This window comes from Ideonella margarita (genome assembly GCF_038066635.1).
GTDB lineage: Bacteria > Pseudomonadota > Gammaproteobacteria > Burkholderiales > Burkholderiaceae_C > Ideonella > Ideonella margarita.
The window spans coordinates 112,630-127,086 of the sequence record NZ_JBBUTI010000007.1 but is presented as its reverse complement, the minus strand read 5'-3'; the positions used below and the strand labels follow the sequence as shown (position 1 = coordinate 127,086).

At 68.1% G+C, this 14,457-nt stretch carries 13 protein-coding genes; 5 read left to right on the top strand and 8 right to left on the bottom strand.

Features of this window, described 5'->3' with window-relative positions:
• The first annotated feature begins 39 nt into the window (after positions 1-39).
• Positions 40-2,034, top strand: a complete 1,995-nt coding sequence (locus AACH00_RS11585; protein WP_341399296.1) for a M48 family metalloprotease — start codon at positions 40-42, stop codon at positions 2,032-2,034.
• Here AACH00_RS11585 and AACH00_RS11580 read toward each other — a convergent pair.
• Together AACH00_RS11580 and AACH00_RS11575 are read right to left on the bottom strand one after the other, a co-directional pair.
• Positions 2,018-2,992, bottom strand: coding sequence for a patatin-like phospholipase family protein (locus AACH00_RS11580; protein ID WP_341399295.1), 975 nt, complete (start codon positions 2,990-2,992; stop codon positions 2,018-2,020). The genes AACH00_RS11585 and AACH00_RS11580 overlap by 17 nt on opposite strands.
• An 8-nt stretch (positions 2,993-3,000) precedes the next feature.
• Positions 3,001-3,573, bottom strand: coding sequence for an OmpA family protein (locus AACH00_RS11575; protein WP_341399294.1), 573 nt, complete (start codon positions 3,571-3,573; stop codon positions 3,001-3,003).
• A 241-nt stretch (positions 3,574-3,814) separates the two neighbouring features.
• Between AACH00_RS11575 and AACH00_RS11570 the strand changes: the two genes are divergently transcribed.
• Both AACH00_RS11570 and AACH00_RS11565 read left to right on the top strand, forming a co-directional pair.
• A complete protein-coding gene (locus AACH00_RS11570) occupies positions 3,815-4,702 on the top strand; it encodes a 3',5'-nucleoside bisphosphate phosphatase (RefSeq protein WP_341399293.1) in 888 nt (295 codons plus the stop codon).
• Positions 4,703-4,731: 29 nt separating this feature from the next.
• On the top strand, positions 4,732-5,355 hold the full coding sequence (locus tag AACH00_RS11565; protein WP_341399292.1) for an L-threonylcarbamoyladenylate synthase: 624 nt from the start codon (positions 4,732-4,734) through the stop codon (positions 5,353-5,355).
• A 57-nt stretch (positions 5,356-5,412) separates the two neighbouring features.
• Here AACH00_RS11565 and AACH00_RS11560 read toward each other — a convergent pair whose 3' ends face one another.
• Positions 5,413-5,757 carry a RidA family protein gene (locus tag AACH00_RS11560; RefSeq protein WP_341399291.1) on the bottom strand — a complete coding sequence of 115 codons (345 nt, stop codon included), beginning with the start codon at positions 5,755-5,757 and terminating at the stop codon, positions 5,413-5,415.
• A gap of 1 nt (position 5,758) precedes the next feature.
• Positions 5,759-6,454, bottom strand: coding sequence for a glycerol-3-phosphate 1-O-acyltransferase PlsY (plsY, locus tag AACH00_RS11555; protein WP_341399290.1), 696 nt, complete (start codon positions 6,452-6,454; stop codon positions 5,759-5,761).
• 128 nt (positions 6,455-6,582) lie between these two features.
• Between plsY and AACH00_RS11550 the strand changes: the two genes are divergently transcribed.
• Positions 6,583-8,823 (top strand): hybrid sensor histidine kinase/response regulator, encoded by a 2,241-nt coding sequence (locus AACH00_RS11550; protein ID WP_341399289.1) that lies wholly within the window; start codon positions 6,583-6,585, stop codon positions 8,821-8,823.
• Between the two features lie 24 nt (positions 8,824-8,847).
• Here AACH00_RS11550 and AACH00_RS11545 read toward each other — a convergent pair whose 3' ends face one another.
• From AACH00_RS11545 to AACH00_RS11535, 3 genes are read right to left on the bottom strand one after another with little or no spacing between them, the layout of a single operon-like run.
• Positions 8,848-9,705, bottom strand: coding sequence for a substrate-binding periplasmic protein (locus tag AACH00_RS11545; RefSeq protein ID WP_341399288.1), 858 nt, complete (start codon positions 9,703-9,705; stop codon positions 8,848-8,850).
• Positions 9,706-9,739: 34 nt separating this feature from the next.
• Positions 9,740-10,228, bottom strand: a complete 489-nt coding sequence (ybaK, locus tag AACH00_RS11540; protein ID WP_341399287.1) for a Cys-tRNA(Pro) deacylase — start codon at positions 10,226-10,228, stop codon at positions 9,740-9,742.
• A gap of 8 nt (positions 10,229-10,236) precedes the next feature.
• Positions 10,237-11,298, bottom strand: coding sequence for an aldo/keto reductase (locus tag AACH00_RS11535; RefSeq protein WP_341399286.1), 1,062 nt, complete (start codon positions 11,296-11,298; stop codon positions 10,237-10,239).
• Between the two features lie 158 nt (positions 11,299-11,456).
• Here AACH00_RS11535 and AACH00_RS11530 point away from each other — a divergent pair, with 158 nt between their 5' ends.
• On the top strand, positions 11,457-12,557 hold the full coding sequence (locus tag AACH00_RS11530) for a GGDEF domain-containing protein (protein ID WP_341399285.1): 1,101 nt from the start codon (positions 11,457-11,459) through the stop codon (positions 12,555-12,557).
• Here the strand turns inward: AACH00_RS11530 and AACH00_RS11525 are convergent.
• On the bottom strand, positions 12,542-14,407 hold the full coding sequence (locus AACH00_RS11525; protein WP_341399284.1) for an acetate--CoA ligase: 1,866 nt from the start codon (positions 14,405-14,407) through the stop codon (positions 12,542-12,544). The two genes, AACH00_RS11530 and AACH00_RS11525, sit on opposite strands and share 16 nt — an antisense overlap.
• Positions 14,408-14,457: the final 50 nt, after the last annotated feature.

Below are 14,457 nucleotides of genomic sequence, written 5' to 3'. Positions count from 1 at the left end.
GCCCGCCCGCCCAGGTGCCAAAGGCCAGCACGCACGATGATGGACGACCACGAATTCCGCGCTCTGGTGGCGCGCCACGAGCTGGATTGCCGCCACCAGCCCGAGTTGTTCACCCGCACCACGGCGGCGCTGGCCGGCCTGGGTCACGCCGTGATCCTGCTGGTGATGCTGCTGGCGGCTGTTGGCTTCATCTGGACGCTGACCGGCATGTTCACGCAGGGCTTCCGGCTGTGGCGCCTGTTCCTGCTGGCGGGCTGCGGATCCTTGTTGTGGTCGATCGGCAGCGCACTCTGGCTGCGGCAGTTGCCGCCCGACGGCGTTACCCTTACCCGCGACGACGCCCCGCGCCTGTTCGAGCTGATCGACAAGCTGTGCCGCCGTTGCAGCGCGCCGCCGGTGGACGTGTTGATGGTCGACGCCGAGCTCAATGCCTCCGTCGTGCAACTGCCGCGCCTGGGCGTGCTGGGCTGGCACCGGAACCATCTGGTGCTGGGCCTGCCTTTGATGATGGCGCTGGACGTGAAGCAGCTGGCCGCCGTCATCGCCCATGAATTTGGCCACCTGCGCGGTGCGCACGGCAAGCTGGGCGCCTGGGTGTACCGCACGCGGCGCAGCTGGTGGATGCTGGCCCACTCAAGGCACCAGGCCAAGCTGGGCGCCAATGTGGCCGATGCGGCGCTGGGCCTGTTCTTCACCTGGTTCTTCCCGCGCTTCAATGCCCGCGCCTTCGTGCTTTCAAGGCTGCAGGAGGTGGAGGCCGACAACCTCGCGCACCAGACGGTGGGCCGGCGCCACGCAGCCAGCGGCTTGATCAGCCTGGGCGTGCACAGCCGCTACCTGCAAGAGGTGTTCTGGCCCGACCTGTGGGCCCGCGCACGCCAGCGCAATGCCGTGGTGCCACGCCCGATGGCCGACATGCGCGTGCTGCTGAAAGACGCCCTGCGCCACGAGCACGCCAACCGCTGGCTGCGCGAAGCCCTGAAAACGCTGCCCGAAGCCGGCGACACCCACCCCAGCCTGCGCGACCGGCTGGAGCACGCCGAACAGACACCCGCCCTGCCGCTGCTGCCCGAAGCCAATGCTGCGGATGTGCTGCTGGGTGACCGCCTGGGCAGCCTGATCGAGACGCTGGACGGGCAATGGCAGGCTCGCCAGGCCGATGCCTGGAAGGAAGCCCACGACGCCCACGACCGCGCCGAACGGCTGCTGGTGGAGCTGGCTGAAAGCGACACCCCGCAGCAGCGCCTGCAACTGGACGAGCTGCTGCTCTGGGCACGCACGGCCTGGCAGGTCGACGACGCGGCTGCCGCCCGAGCACCGCTGCGCGCCGCCATCGGCCGCCATCGCGAGCCGCATGAGGCGCGCTACCTGCTCGCCCTGGCCCTGCTGGATGCAGCCAGCCCGATCGTCTCGCGCAGCATGGCCCCGCAGGAAAGCGAAGAGCTGCTGGAGGCCATCGAGCTGTTGAAAGGCCTGACTTTCGACACGGTGGATACCGGCGGCTACGGCGCCAGCATCAGCGACCCGCACTGGGCCTTGCCCGCAGCGCGGCAGCTGGAAAGCGTGCTGGAGCAGCGCGAGGCGTTCGAGCAACTCAAGCCGGTGCGTGAACGCCTGCGCAAGTTGGAGCAAGAAGCCCGGGAAGCCCGCGAGGAGCTGGAAGATTTCGACAGCCCGCAAACCCTGGCGGCGGCCCGCGTCAGCCCCAGGGTGCTGCGCGAAACCCTGCACCTGATGAAGCAGGAGGTGGCCATCGGCCGCGCCTGGCTGCTGCGCAAGACCAGCCCGGCCGCACGCGGCTGGAGCCTATACCTGCTGGTGATCGAACGCTCAGGCAGCCTGCGCCAGCCAGACGTGAACACCTGGTGGGAAACGCTGCGAGACCGCGTCCCGCTGCCCTTCCCGTTCATGGTGATTGACCTGTCGCACCCCTTCTGGGCGGACCAGGCCCGCGTCGATCTGGTGCAGCAGTTCCGCGAGGCTTCCAGCGGGCTGATCTACACCGCGTCCGAGCAGCTCAAAGACCAGCTTTGAGCTTGCGCGGCGCTTCCAGCCGCTTGCGGATCTCGGGCAGTGCACGCTGCGTGGCTTCATAGCCGGCCTGGATCATTTCCCGGCGCGCGCTGAAATCGCTGCTCGACCATGCGCCCGTGTCAGGCCGGATGACCATGTCTGCCTGCGCCGCGTCCTGGTCGGCCAGCGCCCGGCCCATGATCTCGAACGACTGCAGCACCACCTCGTACAAACCGTTCAGGTCATGGCGCTTGGGGCGGGCGGCAATGTCCACCGCCAGCACCATGTCTGCACCCTGCTGCCTTGCCACGCGGGCCGGCAACGGAGCCACCAGGCCGCCATCCACCAGCTCACGCCCGTTCACCTCGGTGGGCACGAACACACCCGGAATGCTGCAGGAGGCCCGCACCGCCTCACCGGCCGGGCCTTGGCGCAGCAGCACCATCTCGCCGGCTTTCAGATCGGTGCTGACGGCCACGAAGCGCGTCTTGAACTGCTCCAGCCGCGCGCCCTTGACAAGGTCATTGACGACACGGGCCAGCGCTTCGCCGGCCAGCATGCCGCGCTTGCCGGCGCTTGCGAAGTCGGCGATCTCGACATCCTTGATGCGCAGCGCCACTTCTTCGATCTGCCACGGCGACAAACCCGATGCATACAGCGCACCGATGAGGGCGCCCGCGCTGGTGCCCACCACCACGTCCGGCCGCAGCCCGGCCTGATCCAGCGACTTCAGCACCCCGATGTGGGCAAAACCGCGGGCCGAGCCGCCGCCCAGGGCCAGTGCCCAGCGCGGCTTGGGCGGGGCGGCGGTTGCTGGCGTTGTAGCAGGCGCTGCCGTGGGCGCGGGCGCCGCTGCGGGCGTTGCCGGGCGTGGGTTGGCCGGTGCAGGTGCGGCCACCGCTGCGCTACCCAGCACCGCCAGGCCCAGGCCGGTGCCCGCCTGCTGCATCCAGGCTCGGCGCGACGAGCGGGGGAGCATGTCGCCGCTCATGGTGCTGCACTCGCGGCCGGCTTGACCAAGCCTTGGTCGATCAGGCCCTTCAAGCGGCCCCAGGCCGACTCGAACGCATTGGCCGGCTCGCCCTGGGTCAGGTTGGCGATCTGCTCGTCCAGCACGATCAGCTCCACCCGGCGATTCAGGCGCTTGCCATCTTCCGTCGAGTTCGAGGCCAGCGGACGATTGAACGAGAAGCCAGCCGACTGCAGGCGCGCCTCAGGCACACCGCGGCTTGCCAGCGCGGCCGACACGGCACGTGCACGGGCCAGCGACAACTGCTCATTCAGGTTGGGCGCGCCATCGGCATCGGTGTGGCCTTCCACGGCCACGCGCTTGTCGGTCTTGCCGGTCAACAGCTTGGCCACGCGGTCCAGGTAAGGCCCGGCCTCCTTCTGGTTGAAGCTGGCTTGCCCCACGTCGAACAGCACGCTGCTGGGCAGCACGATCTGCACGCCGCGCTCGGTCTGGTCGATCGCCAGCACGGGGCCGCGCCAGACGGCCGGTACCACGGGCGCAGGTGCGGGGCTGCTGCACGCCACCAGGCTGGCTGCCGCGAGAGCCATGCAGAGGGGCTGAGCGATGGAACGAACAAGCGCCTTGGCGCGGAATTGAATGGACATGGGGGACGATGACTGCAAGTCGTGAATGTGAACAGGCGGCGCGATGCTAGCCATGACTTGCAAGCAGATGTATTGCTCCCGGACGCCGATGTGCGGTGCGGCACGGCGTCTGTCTGCAATGTTGCAGAGGCGCATCGAAGACCTGCACAGGCACACGGTTTACCCGGCCACCTAAAATCGGGGTGTGCATCTTCTCAACGCTGACCTGCACTGCCACTCGACCCGCTCGGACGGCAGTCTCTCCCCCACCGAACTGGCCCACCGCGCACACGCGGGCGGTGTCCGACTGTGGTCTCTGACCGATCACGACGAACTGGGTGGGCAAGCCGAGGCCCGTGCCGCCGCCCGGGCGCTGGGCATGGCTTATGTCACGGGTGTGGAAATGTCGGTGACGTTCGCCGGCGAAACCGTGCACATCCTCGGCTTCGATTTCGACGAACACCACCCTGCCCTGGTGGCCGGCCTGGCCGCGCTGCGGGCCGGCCGCACCCAGCGCGCCATCGACATGGGCGCCAGCCTGGCCCAGGCCGGTATCCCGGGCGCCTACGAAGGCGCGGTGGCCTACGCCGCCAACCCCGAACTGGTGTCACGCACCCACTTCGCGCGCTTCCTGGTGGACAACGGCCACTGCGCCAGCATCCACGAGGTGTTCCAGCGCTTCCTGAAAGAAGGCAAGCCGGGCTTCGTGCCGCACCGCTGGGCGGGCCTCGGCGAAGCGATGGGCTGGATTCGCGCCGCAGGCGGCGTCACCGTGATCGCCCACCCGGCCCGCTACAAGTTCACGCCCACCGAAGAGATGGCCTTGTTCGAAGACTTCACCGGCCACGGCGGCACCGGCGTGGAAGTGACCTGCGGCAGCCATTTCCCGGATGAGGTCACCCGCTACGCCAAGATGGCCGGCGAGTACGGTCTGCTGGCCTCGCGGGGCAGCGACTTCCATGCGCCGGGCGAAAGCCGGGTTGAGCTGGGCGGCCTGCCTGACCTGCCGGGCGCCGCCAACCCGGTGTGGACGCTCTGGGCATCGCGGCTGACGTCGATGGGGCTCTCGGACAGCTCGGCCCTGGTGGCCTGACTGCCTGAGCGCGCTGCGACAATGCACCCATGGCCCAGTTCTTCGATGTTCACCCCGACAACCCCCAAGCCCGCCTGCTGAAGCAGGCCGCGCAGATCCTGCATTCCGGCGGCGTGGTGGCCGTGCCCACCGATTCCAGCTATGCGCTGGTCTGCCACCTCGATGACAAGAACGCTGCCGAGCGGCTGCGCAAGATCCGGCAGGTGGACGACAAGCACCACCTGACGCTGCTCTGCCGCGACCTGTCGGAGCTGGCCAATTACGCCCGCGTCGACAACCGGCAGTTCCGGCTGCTGAAGCTGGGCACGCCAGGGCCGTTCACCTTCATCCTCGAAGCCACCAAGGAAGTGCCGCGGCGGCTGTCGCACCCGTCCAGGCGCACCATCGGCCTGCGGGTGCCTGAACACCGCGTCTTGCAGGCCTTGCTGGAGGAACTGGGGCAGCCACTGCTGGCCACCACGCTGATTCCGCCGGGCGAGACCGAGGCCTTGAACGATGCCGACGAGATCCGCGAGCAGTTCGAAAAGCAGCTGCAGGCCATCGTGGCGGCAGGCGCCTGCCCCTTGCAGCCCACCACCGTGATCGACCTGACGGACGACGACCCGGTGGTGGTGCGAGAAGGCCGGGGAGACCCGGCCCTGCTGGGCCTCTGAAGGCCCGGTGAACCCCGACTCAGCCTCGGCGGTTGAGGCAGGGGTTCAAGCTGCGCTTCACAGCGCGGCGGTCACCACGATTTCGACCTTCCACTCCGGCTTGGCCAGGGCGGCTTGCACCGTGGCGCGCGGCGGCGTGTGGCCAGCCACGACCCAGGTGTCCCACACCGCGTTCATGCCGGGGAATTCGGCGATGTCGGCGATGAAGATCTGGGCGCGCAGGATCTTGGTCTTGTCGGTGCCGGCCTGGGCCAGCAGCTTGTCGATGGCGCCGAGCACCTGGCGGGTCTGGCCGCCGATGTCCTGGGAGCCGTCTTCGGCCACCTGGCCAGCCAGGTAGACCACGCCGTTGTGCACGGCCATTTCGGACATGCGGGCGCCGACTTCGTAACGTTGAACCATGTCAGTGCTTTCCTTTGCGAGTTTGACGAGTGGATTTCTTGGGCTTGACGGCAGCGCCAGCCTTGCTGGCTGCCGCGGCCGGTGCAGCCGCCTTCTGGCCGAGCTTTGATTCGGTGCCGGCCAGCAGCTTGCGAATGTTGGCCTCGTGGCGCCAGACCAGCAGCAGGCTCATCACCGCCACGGCCAGGGCTGCCAGCGAAGGCTCCCAGAACATCAGCTGGATGAGCGGCGCGGCCAGCGCAGCCACGATGGCGGCGAGCGAGGAATAACGCGTCACGGCCGCCACCACCAGCCAGGTGGCCAGCACGCCGAGGCCCAGCCAGGGGTTCAGCGCCAGCAGCACACCGGCGGCGGTGGCCACGCCCTTGCCACCGACGAACCGGAAGAACACCGGCCACAGGTGGCCCAGAAAGGCAGCCAGGCCGATGAAGCCGATCACGGCGTCGCTCCAGCCGAGGCGGGTTTGCCAGGCCACGGCCAGCGCCACCGGCACATAGCCCTTGAGCGCGTCAAACAGCAGCGTCAGGATGGCGGCCGCCTTGTTGCCCGAGCGCAGCACATTGGTGGCGCCGGGGTTGCCCGAGCCGTAGCTGCGCGGATCCGACAAGCCCATCAGCCGGCTGACGATCACGGCAAACGACAGGGAGCCGATCAGGTAGGCGGCCACGACGGCCAGATAGGGGGAATCAAAGTTCATGGGGCTGAGCAATCCACGGCAAGTCGCCGGGCGCTGAGTGTAAAGCGTCAGCCCATGGGAGCCGCCTGTATAGTCGCTCGATGCCTGCCGGGTCGGCACTGGGCGAGAGTACCAAAGGAAAGTAGTCGGTGTTCCGGATAGCTTCATCGCTGGTGGCACGCATGCTGGTGTCGGTGGCCGCCCTGGCCATCCTGATCTTCGTGATCGTGGGCGGCGCCGAGCTCTGGCGTGAGCACAGCGTCATGACCGACGAGCTGCGCGCGAAGTCGGATTCCGCACTCTCCCTGAGCACCGGCCCGCTCTCGAATGCCCTGTGGAACTACGACCTGGCCGGGGTCGACACCCTTGCCCGCAGCCTGGTGCGCGAGGGCGCGCTGGTGCAGGTGCAGGTGCTCGGCGAAGACGGTCGCCTGCTTGCGGAAGTCTGGCGCGACGGGGCCACGCAAGCTGACAGCCTCAGCCAGCGCCGCATCAACCTGAACGTGCCGCAGCGCGACACGGCGATTGGCGAACTGCGGGTGCGTGAGTCATATGCCGAGGCGGACCAGCGCATCCTGCGCCGCGCCCGCGACCGCCTGCCCCTGGAGCTGCTGAAGATCCTCGCAGTGGCCGTCAGCATGATGCTGCTGCTGCACCGCCTCGTGATCGCCCGCGTGACTGACCTGGTCCGCCAACTGCAGGCCCTGCGCATCGACGATGCCCAGGCGGTGATCGAGCTGCCCCCCGATCGCGGCACCCAGCCCGACGAGATCGTGGTGCTGGGCCGGGCCATCAACCAGTTCCAGCAAGACCGCGCGCTGGAGGTGCAGCGGCGCCGCATGGCCGAAGAGATGGTGCGCGACAGCCTGCTGGAACGCTCGGTGATGCTGGGCTCGCTGCGTGATGGCCTGCTGGCCCTGGACGTGCACCTGCAGGTGCGCTACGCCAACGGCGCGCTGGCCGACCTGCTGGACCTGGCCGAGCGCCCCGCACCGGGCACTTCGGTGCAGGGCGTGGCCGAGGTGCGGCGGGGCGGCGTGCTGGTGGACATGGCCACCTGGCTGGCCGATCTGACCCAGCCCGGGCTGTCGGTGGCCGACCAGGTGGAACGCATTCGCCAGGATGGCCAGTTGCAAGTGCTGCGGGCCCAGCTCAAGCCCGTGACCGGCGCCCACGACGTCGCCTGGATCCTGCTGCTGTCGGACGTGTCGGATGTGCTGCGCAGCCAGCAGGCCGAACGGGCCCGCGCACTGGCGGAGGCGGCCAATCTGGCGAAGAGCGAATTCCTCTCGCGCATGAGCCACGAGCTGCGTACGCCGCTCAACGCCATCGTCGGCTTTGCCCAGACGCTGGGCAGCGACCCGCAGGTGGCCGACGACCCGCAACGCCGCGAGCAGGTGGCCTTGATCGAGCGCGCGGGCTGGCACCTGTCGCGAATGATTTCAGACGTGCTTGACCTCTCGCGCATCGAAGCCGGCCACCTCAAGCTTGACCAGAAGCCGGTGGACCTGCGCGCCATTGCCTCAGACGCCCTCGCCTTCGTGCGCGACGATGCGCTGCGCGAGCAGGTATCGCTCGACAGCGAAGTGCGCGACGAGCTGCGCTGGGCCATGGCCGACGGCGTGCGGGTGCAGCAGGTGCTGGTCAACCTCCTGTCGAATGCCGTGAAGTACAACCGGCCCGGCGGCCTGGTGCATTTGCGGGTGGCGCTGGACGGCGTCGATCAGGTGCGATTCGACGTGACCGACACCGGCCTGGGCATGGACGCCCAGCAGCAGGCCCACCTCTTTGAATCGTTCAACCGCCTGGGGCGCGAAATCAGTGGCAAGCCCGGCGCCGGCATCGGCCTGGTCGTCACCCGCAGCCTCATCACCGCCATGCAGGGCCAGCTTGACGTGCACAGCGTGGCCGGCCAGGGCAGCCGCTTCAGCGTGCGCCTGCCCATGGCTCTGCTCGAACAGGGCCCGGCGAGTGTGGAAGGCCGCGCGCAGCCCGCCCTGACCAACCAGACACGCCGCCTCGTCTACATCGAGGACGACCCGGTGAATGCGATGGTGATGGAAGCCATGCTGGCGCGCCGCGACCACTGGCAACTCACCATCTGCAGCAGCCTGGCCGAGGGCTGGAAGGTCATCAACCAGCAGCGGCCGGATCTGCTGCTGCTCGACATGCAGCTGGGCGACGGCATGGGCACCGACATGCTGGCGCGGCTCCAGGCCGACCCACGGCTCAAGCCGCTGCCGGTCATCGTGGTGTCGGCCGACGCGCTCGACGTGAGCATCCAGGCGGCCATGGCCGCAGGCGCGCAGGCCTACATCACCAAGCCACTGGACAGCGACGAGCTGATCCAGCGCATCGAGGACGCCCTGACCAAGCGCTTGCCGGGCTGAGCACCAGGCACACCGGGAGCGAGGTCAGGGCGCAGCCGCCGGCGTGGGCGCAGGCAAGCCGGCTGCGCACGGAATGGGCGCACTGAGGCGCGCCAGGCTGCCGTTGCTGCGCAAGGCAGCGATGCCCCGGTTGAACAAGCGCAGGCGCTCGTCGCCACCCACCTTGCCACGCGGCAACATCAGGTGGCTCGTGAAGGTGTCGGTGACCATGCGCGGGTGGGCGCGGATCAGTTTCGCCTGGGCAGGTGGCAGCTGCGAGTCCATCAGGGTGCAGGCCACGTTGCGGTCCAGGATCATGATGTCGACCCGGCCGGCCGCCAGCTTGTTCAGGGCAGCCATGTCATCGGGCGTCCAGTCTGCCTGGATGCCGCCGTCGCGCAGCATCGCCAGAATTTCCGGGGTGTAGGTGTAGGTGCTGATGGCTGCCATGCGCAGGCCGCGCAGGTCATCGGGCTTGTGCCAGTCCAGCGGCTTGCTGCTGCGATGCAGCACCACCCATTGTTCGGTCAGCACGTTGTCGCTGAGCAGGAAGTCGCGCTCGCGGTCCGCTCGCCGGCCCCAGGTGGCAGTGGCGTCCCACAGGCCCGCCCTCGTTTCCTCCTGGGCGCGCGCCCAGGGCATGAAGACGAACTCGACTTGAACGCCCTGGGTCTGCAAGGCTTGCCGGACGATGTTCAAGGCCAGACCCTGGTCGGGCCGGCTTTGCGTGGCATAGGGCGGCAGCTCACCGGTGGCAATGCGCCAGACCTGCACGGGCTGCGGCGCGGCCGCGACCGGCAGCGCGGCACACAGCCAAGCGCTGCTCGCCAGCATCACCACGCTGGCCGCAGCTGCGCAACGCTGGCGCACCGCATGAAACCCAACCCACCACCGTACTGCCATGGTTGTCCGGACGCTCAGGAAAAATCAGATCAGATCAGATGGCGCATTGCACCGGCTTGGCAGCCAGCAACTCAACCAGCACCTGAGGCGGCAATCCGACGAGATACCCCCGCCGGCCACCGTTGATCAGTATGCCGGGCAAATCGAGCACCGTCGCCTCCACGAACACCCGCATGTCCTTGCGGGTTCCGAAGGGCGAGGTGCCACCGACCATGTAGCCGCTGTGGCGCTGCGCCACCTCGGGTTTGCATGGCTCCACCTGCTTCACACCGATGGCGCGGGCGAGGTTCTTGAGGCTGACTTGCTTGTCGCCGTGCATAAGGATGATCAGCGGCTCGGCCTTGTCGTCCTGCATCACCAGGGTCTTGATGACCTCGTGCTCGGGGCGGCCCAGCTGGCGCGCCGACTCGGCCGTGCCACCATGGTCCACGTAGTCGTAGACGTGTTCCGTGTACGCCACCTTCCTGGCCTTGAGCCATTGGGTGGCCGGCGTTTCGCTGACGTGTTTGTCCTTCTTGGCCATGCTTCAAATCACTGCGCCGGGTCACGCAGGCGCCAGCGGATGGCGTCGATCTGCTCCAGCAACTCGGGCGACAGTTGCACCGTCCAGGCGTCCAGGCACTCGTCGAGCTGCGCCTCGCTGGTCACACCGATGATGGTCGAGGCCACGCGCCAGCTGCGGTAGCAGAAGGCCAGCGCCAGCTGCGACGGCGTGAGCCCGTGGGCGCGGGCCAGCGCGTTGTACTCGCGGGCGGCCACCAGCGCATCCGGACGGGCCCAGCGCTGCTTGCGCATCGACTCGAACTTCGCGATGCGGCCGAGCGTCGGCTGCGCCGGGTCAAAGCCCGGCTCATCGTATTTGCCGGTCAAGGCGCCGAAGGCCAGCGGCGAATAGGCCAGCAGGCTCACCTGCTCGCGGGCCATCACTTCGTCCAGGCCGTTGTCGACGGCGCGGCTGGTCAGCGCATACGGGTTCTGCACCGTGGCCACGCGCGGCAGGCCCAGGCGCTCGGCGGTGTGCAGGAAGCTCATCACGCCCCACGGGGTCTCGTTCGACAAGCCGATGTGACGCACTTTGCCGGCCTTCACCAGCGTGTCGAGCGCGCGCAGCTGGCTCTCGATGCTGCTGTTGACGGTGTCCTTGGCCGGATCGAAATAGACCGCGCCGAAGGCCGGTGCGTTGCGGTTCGGCCAGTGGATCTGATAGAGGTCGATGACGTCGGTGCGCAGGCGGCGCAGGCTGGCGTCGCAGGCATCGATGAAGTCTTGCGGCGTCACATCAACGGCGCCGGCCCGCACCCAGTCCATGTTGCGGCTCGGGCCGGCGATCTTGGTTGCGAGCACCACGCGGTCACGCAGGCCCGGGTTCTTCGCGAACCACTCGCCGATGATGGTTTCGGTTGCGCCGTAGGTTTCAGCCTTGGCCGGCACCGCGTACATCTCGGCCGTGTCGATGAAGTTCACGCCGCGCTCCAGCGCGCGGTCCAGGATGCGGTGGGCGCTGGCCATGTCGACCTGTTCGCCGAACGTCATCGTGCCGAGGCAAATGGGAGTCACCTGCAGGTCGGTGCGACCGAGTTGGATTTTTTGCATGCCCGGAGTGTGCCAAAGGTCCCGGCTGCCTGCGCATTCGTGCCACAAGCATCCGTAATTCCCCCACAATGCTTGGTGTTTACTCACGGTCACACGGGACACTTCCCCACACGCTCCGCACCCTTCTTCCGGTGCTTGTCTGTCAAGAAACCGCGCGAATGAGTTCTGTTCCCTCGCCTGCTTCGCCATTGGAGACCATGGCCCAGCGGGAATTGACCATCACCAGGCGATTGCTCTGGGCGGGCATTTCGGCGCTGTCGGTGTTGTGGCCGCTGGAAGCGGTCACGGGTGTGATCGCTACCTGGGACCGCTGGCTCTATCCGCTGATGCTGGTGGTGTTCACGGGGCTCGCTCTCTGGCTGCGCCGACGCCCCGACAAGCCCCAGGTGGTGTACCTGATCGGTGGCGCCATGCTGAACACCTACCTGGTGGCAGCGGCGCTGATGGCCATCTTCACGGGTGATCTGCAGTCCAGCATCTTTCCGCTGGTTACCACCACCCACTGGATGCCGCTGGGTTACGCCGCTGCTTTCGTGGTGATGGCCCGGCGCGCCTCGCTGATTCTGGCCGGCCTCACCATGGCAGCCTTGTTCGTGCCGGTGGGTGTGGCCATCGCAATGGGGCATCTCACGGTCTGGGGCCCGCAGTTGCCGGTGCTCACGGCCAACCTGGCGCTGGCCCACGGGGTGTTCATCCTGGGCTTGATCTCCATCGCCAGCCTGCGCAACGGCTATATCCGCTCGCAAGAGCGCATCGCCGTGATGGAGACGCTGGCCAGCACCGACATGCTGACCAGCATGCCGAACCGCCGCGCCCTGACGCAGCAGCTGCAGTCGCATGTGGCGCTGGCCAACCGCCATGCACAGACCTTGTCGGTGCTGATGCTGGACATTGACCACTTCAAGGTCATCAACGACCAGTATGGCCATGCCGGCGGTGACGACGTGCTGCGAGAACTCAGCGCCGTGCTGGGTGCGCAGCTGCGCGCCTCCGACCATGCCGGCCGCTGGGGCGGCGAGGAGTTTCTGGTGGTCGCCCCCGGGGTGGGCTTGCCCGGGGCGATGGACCTGGCCGAGCGCATTCGCGCGGCCGTGGAGCAGTACCGGTTCTCACACGGGCAGCCGGTGACCGTGAGTGTGGGCGTGACCGATTTCCGGCCCGGCGACACCATGGACACCCTGCTGCGCCGCGCCGATGCGGCCCTGTACGGCGCCAAGCGCCAGGGCCGCAATCAGGTCACGCTTCAAGCCCTGCCCTGACGCGCCTCTGCCGCGCGGGCCTCTTCCTGCAAGCGCAGCACCCGGCGCTGCACCTTGCCGGTGGTTGTCATTGGCAGCGCGTCGATGAACTCGATCTCCTTCGGGTATTCGTACGGCGCCAGCCGACCCCGCACATGCTGCTGCAACGCATCGATGAGCTCAGTGTTGCCCACCAGCCCGGGCGCCAGCACCACATAGGCCTTGACCACCGCGCCGCGCTCGGCATCGGGCTTGGGCACCACCGCCGCATTGGCCACCGCCGGGTGCTTGACCAGGCAGTTCTCGACCTCGCTCGGGCCGATGCGGTAGCCCGCCGCCTTGAACACGTCGTCACTGCGCCCCTGGTACCAGAGGTAGCCGTCGTCATCCATCACGGCGGTGTCGCCGGTGCGGCACCAGCTGTTGTCCGGCTCACCCGTGTACTTGGCCACAGTGGCCTCGGGGCGGCGCCAGTAGCCAAGAAAGAACACGGGGTCCGGATGGCCATGTACATCGCGCCGATGCACGGCAACGTCACCCGGTGTGCCGCGCGGACATTCCTGCCCGTCATCGTCGATCACGGCGATGCGGTGGCCCGGGTAGGCGCGGCCCATGCTGCCGGGCCGCGCCGGCCAGCCTGCTGCCGGGTGGCCGTCGGTGCCCACGGTCTGGCTGCAGTTGCCCACCACGTAGTTCAGCTCGGTCTGGCCGAACATTTCATTCATCGTGACGCCCAGCTCCTGCTGGCACCAGTGAAACACCGCGTCGCCCACCGCTTCGCCGGCGCTCATGATGGCGCGCAGCTTCAGCGGGTAGGTGCTGCGCGGCTGCGGCACGGCCTTCATCATCGCCTTCAGCGCGGTCGGGAAGAGGAAGCTGTTGGTGACGCGGTGTCGCGCCATCAAGCCCAGTGCGTGCTCCGGCCCGAAGCGGCCCGCCCAGGCCACGATGGGCACGCCGAAGTACAGGCACGGCAGCAGCGCGTCCATGAGGCCGCCAGTCCAGGCCCAGTCTGCCGGGCTCCAGAAGACGGCGTCAGCCGGCGCACCGCCCGGTCCGAGGCGGCGCTTCGGCGGTTTGCCGCTGCCGCTGCGCAACCAGTTCTGGCTGCAGACGAAGCCGGTCAAGTTGCCGATCAAGGCGCGGTGCGGTATCAGCGCGCCCTTGGGCGGGCCGGTGGTGCCGCTGGTGTAGATCAGCACGGCGGCATCGTCAGCCAGGGTGCTCACGGCGCGGAAGGCCGAGGGCTCACGGGCCAGCACCGCATCCAGATCCAGATCACCCTGCCCCTGGGCGCCGCCCACCGCCAGCACATGGGCCAGCTCCGGGCATTCAGCACGCACGGCGTTGAGGTTGCCGAGGGCCGATTCGTCCACCACGGCACAGCGCGCGCCGCTGTCCTGGATGCGCCAGGCCAGCGCCTCCGGGCCAAACAGAATCGACAAGGGCATCGACACAGCGCCAAGCTGCCAGATGGCCAGGTGCGCCAACGCGGTTTCCATGCGTTGGGGCATCACCACGGCCACGCGGTCACCACGCTGCACGCCCATGCGCCGCAAGGCGCGCGACACCTGGTTGGCCGCCCGCTGCAGTTCGGCAAAGGTGTGAAGCCGCACGTGGCCGTCGGGCTGCTCGGTGCGAATGGCCACAGCCTCAGGCTGCTGCTCTGCCCACCGGCTGCAGCACACCTGCGCCAGGTTGAAGCGCCGAGGCACATGCCAGTGGAATTGCGCACTCAGCGCGTCATGCTGGTCGGCGGATCTGCCGGCCGTGGACGCCACGGTTCGGGGTGCCACGCGAGTTGGCTTGGCGCGACGTTGTTGCCGGCTTTTCAGGGGATGTTGCTCAGGCGCTTGCAAGGGGTTCTCCATGTCTGCAGGCTACCGACCACGCAAGGCGGCTTGAAGGGGGCTTCCACCCG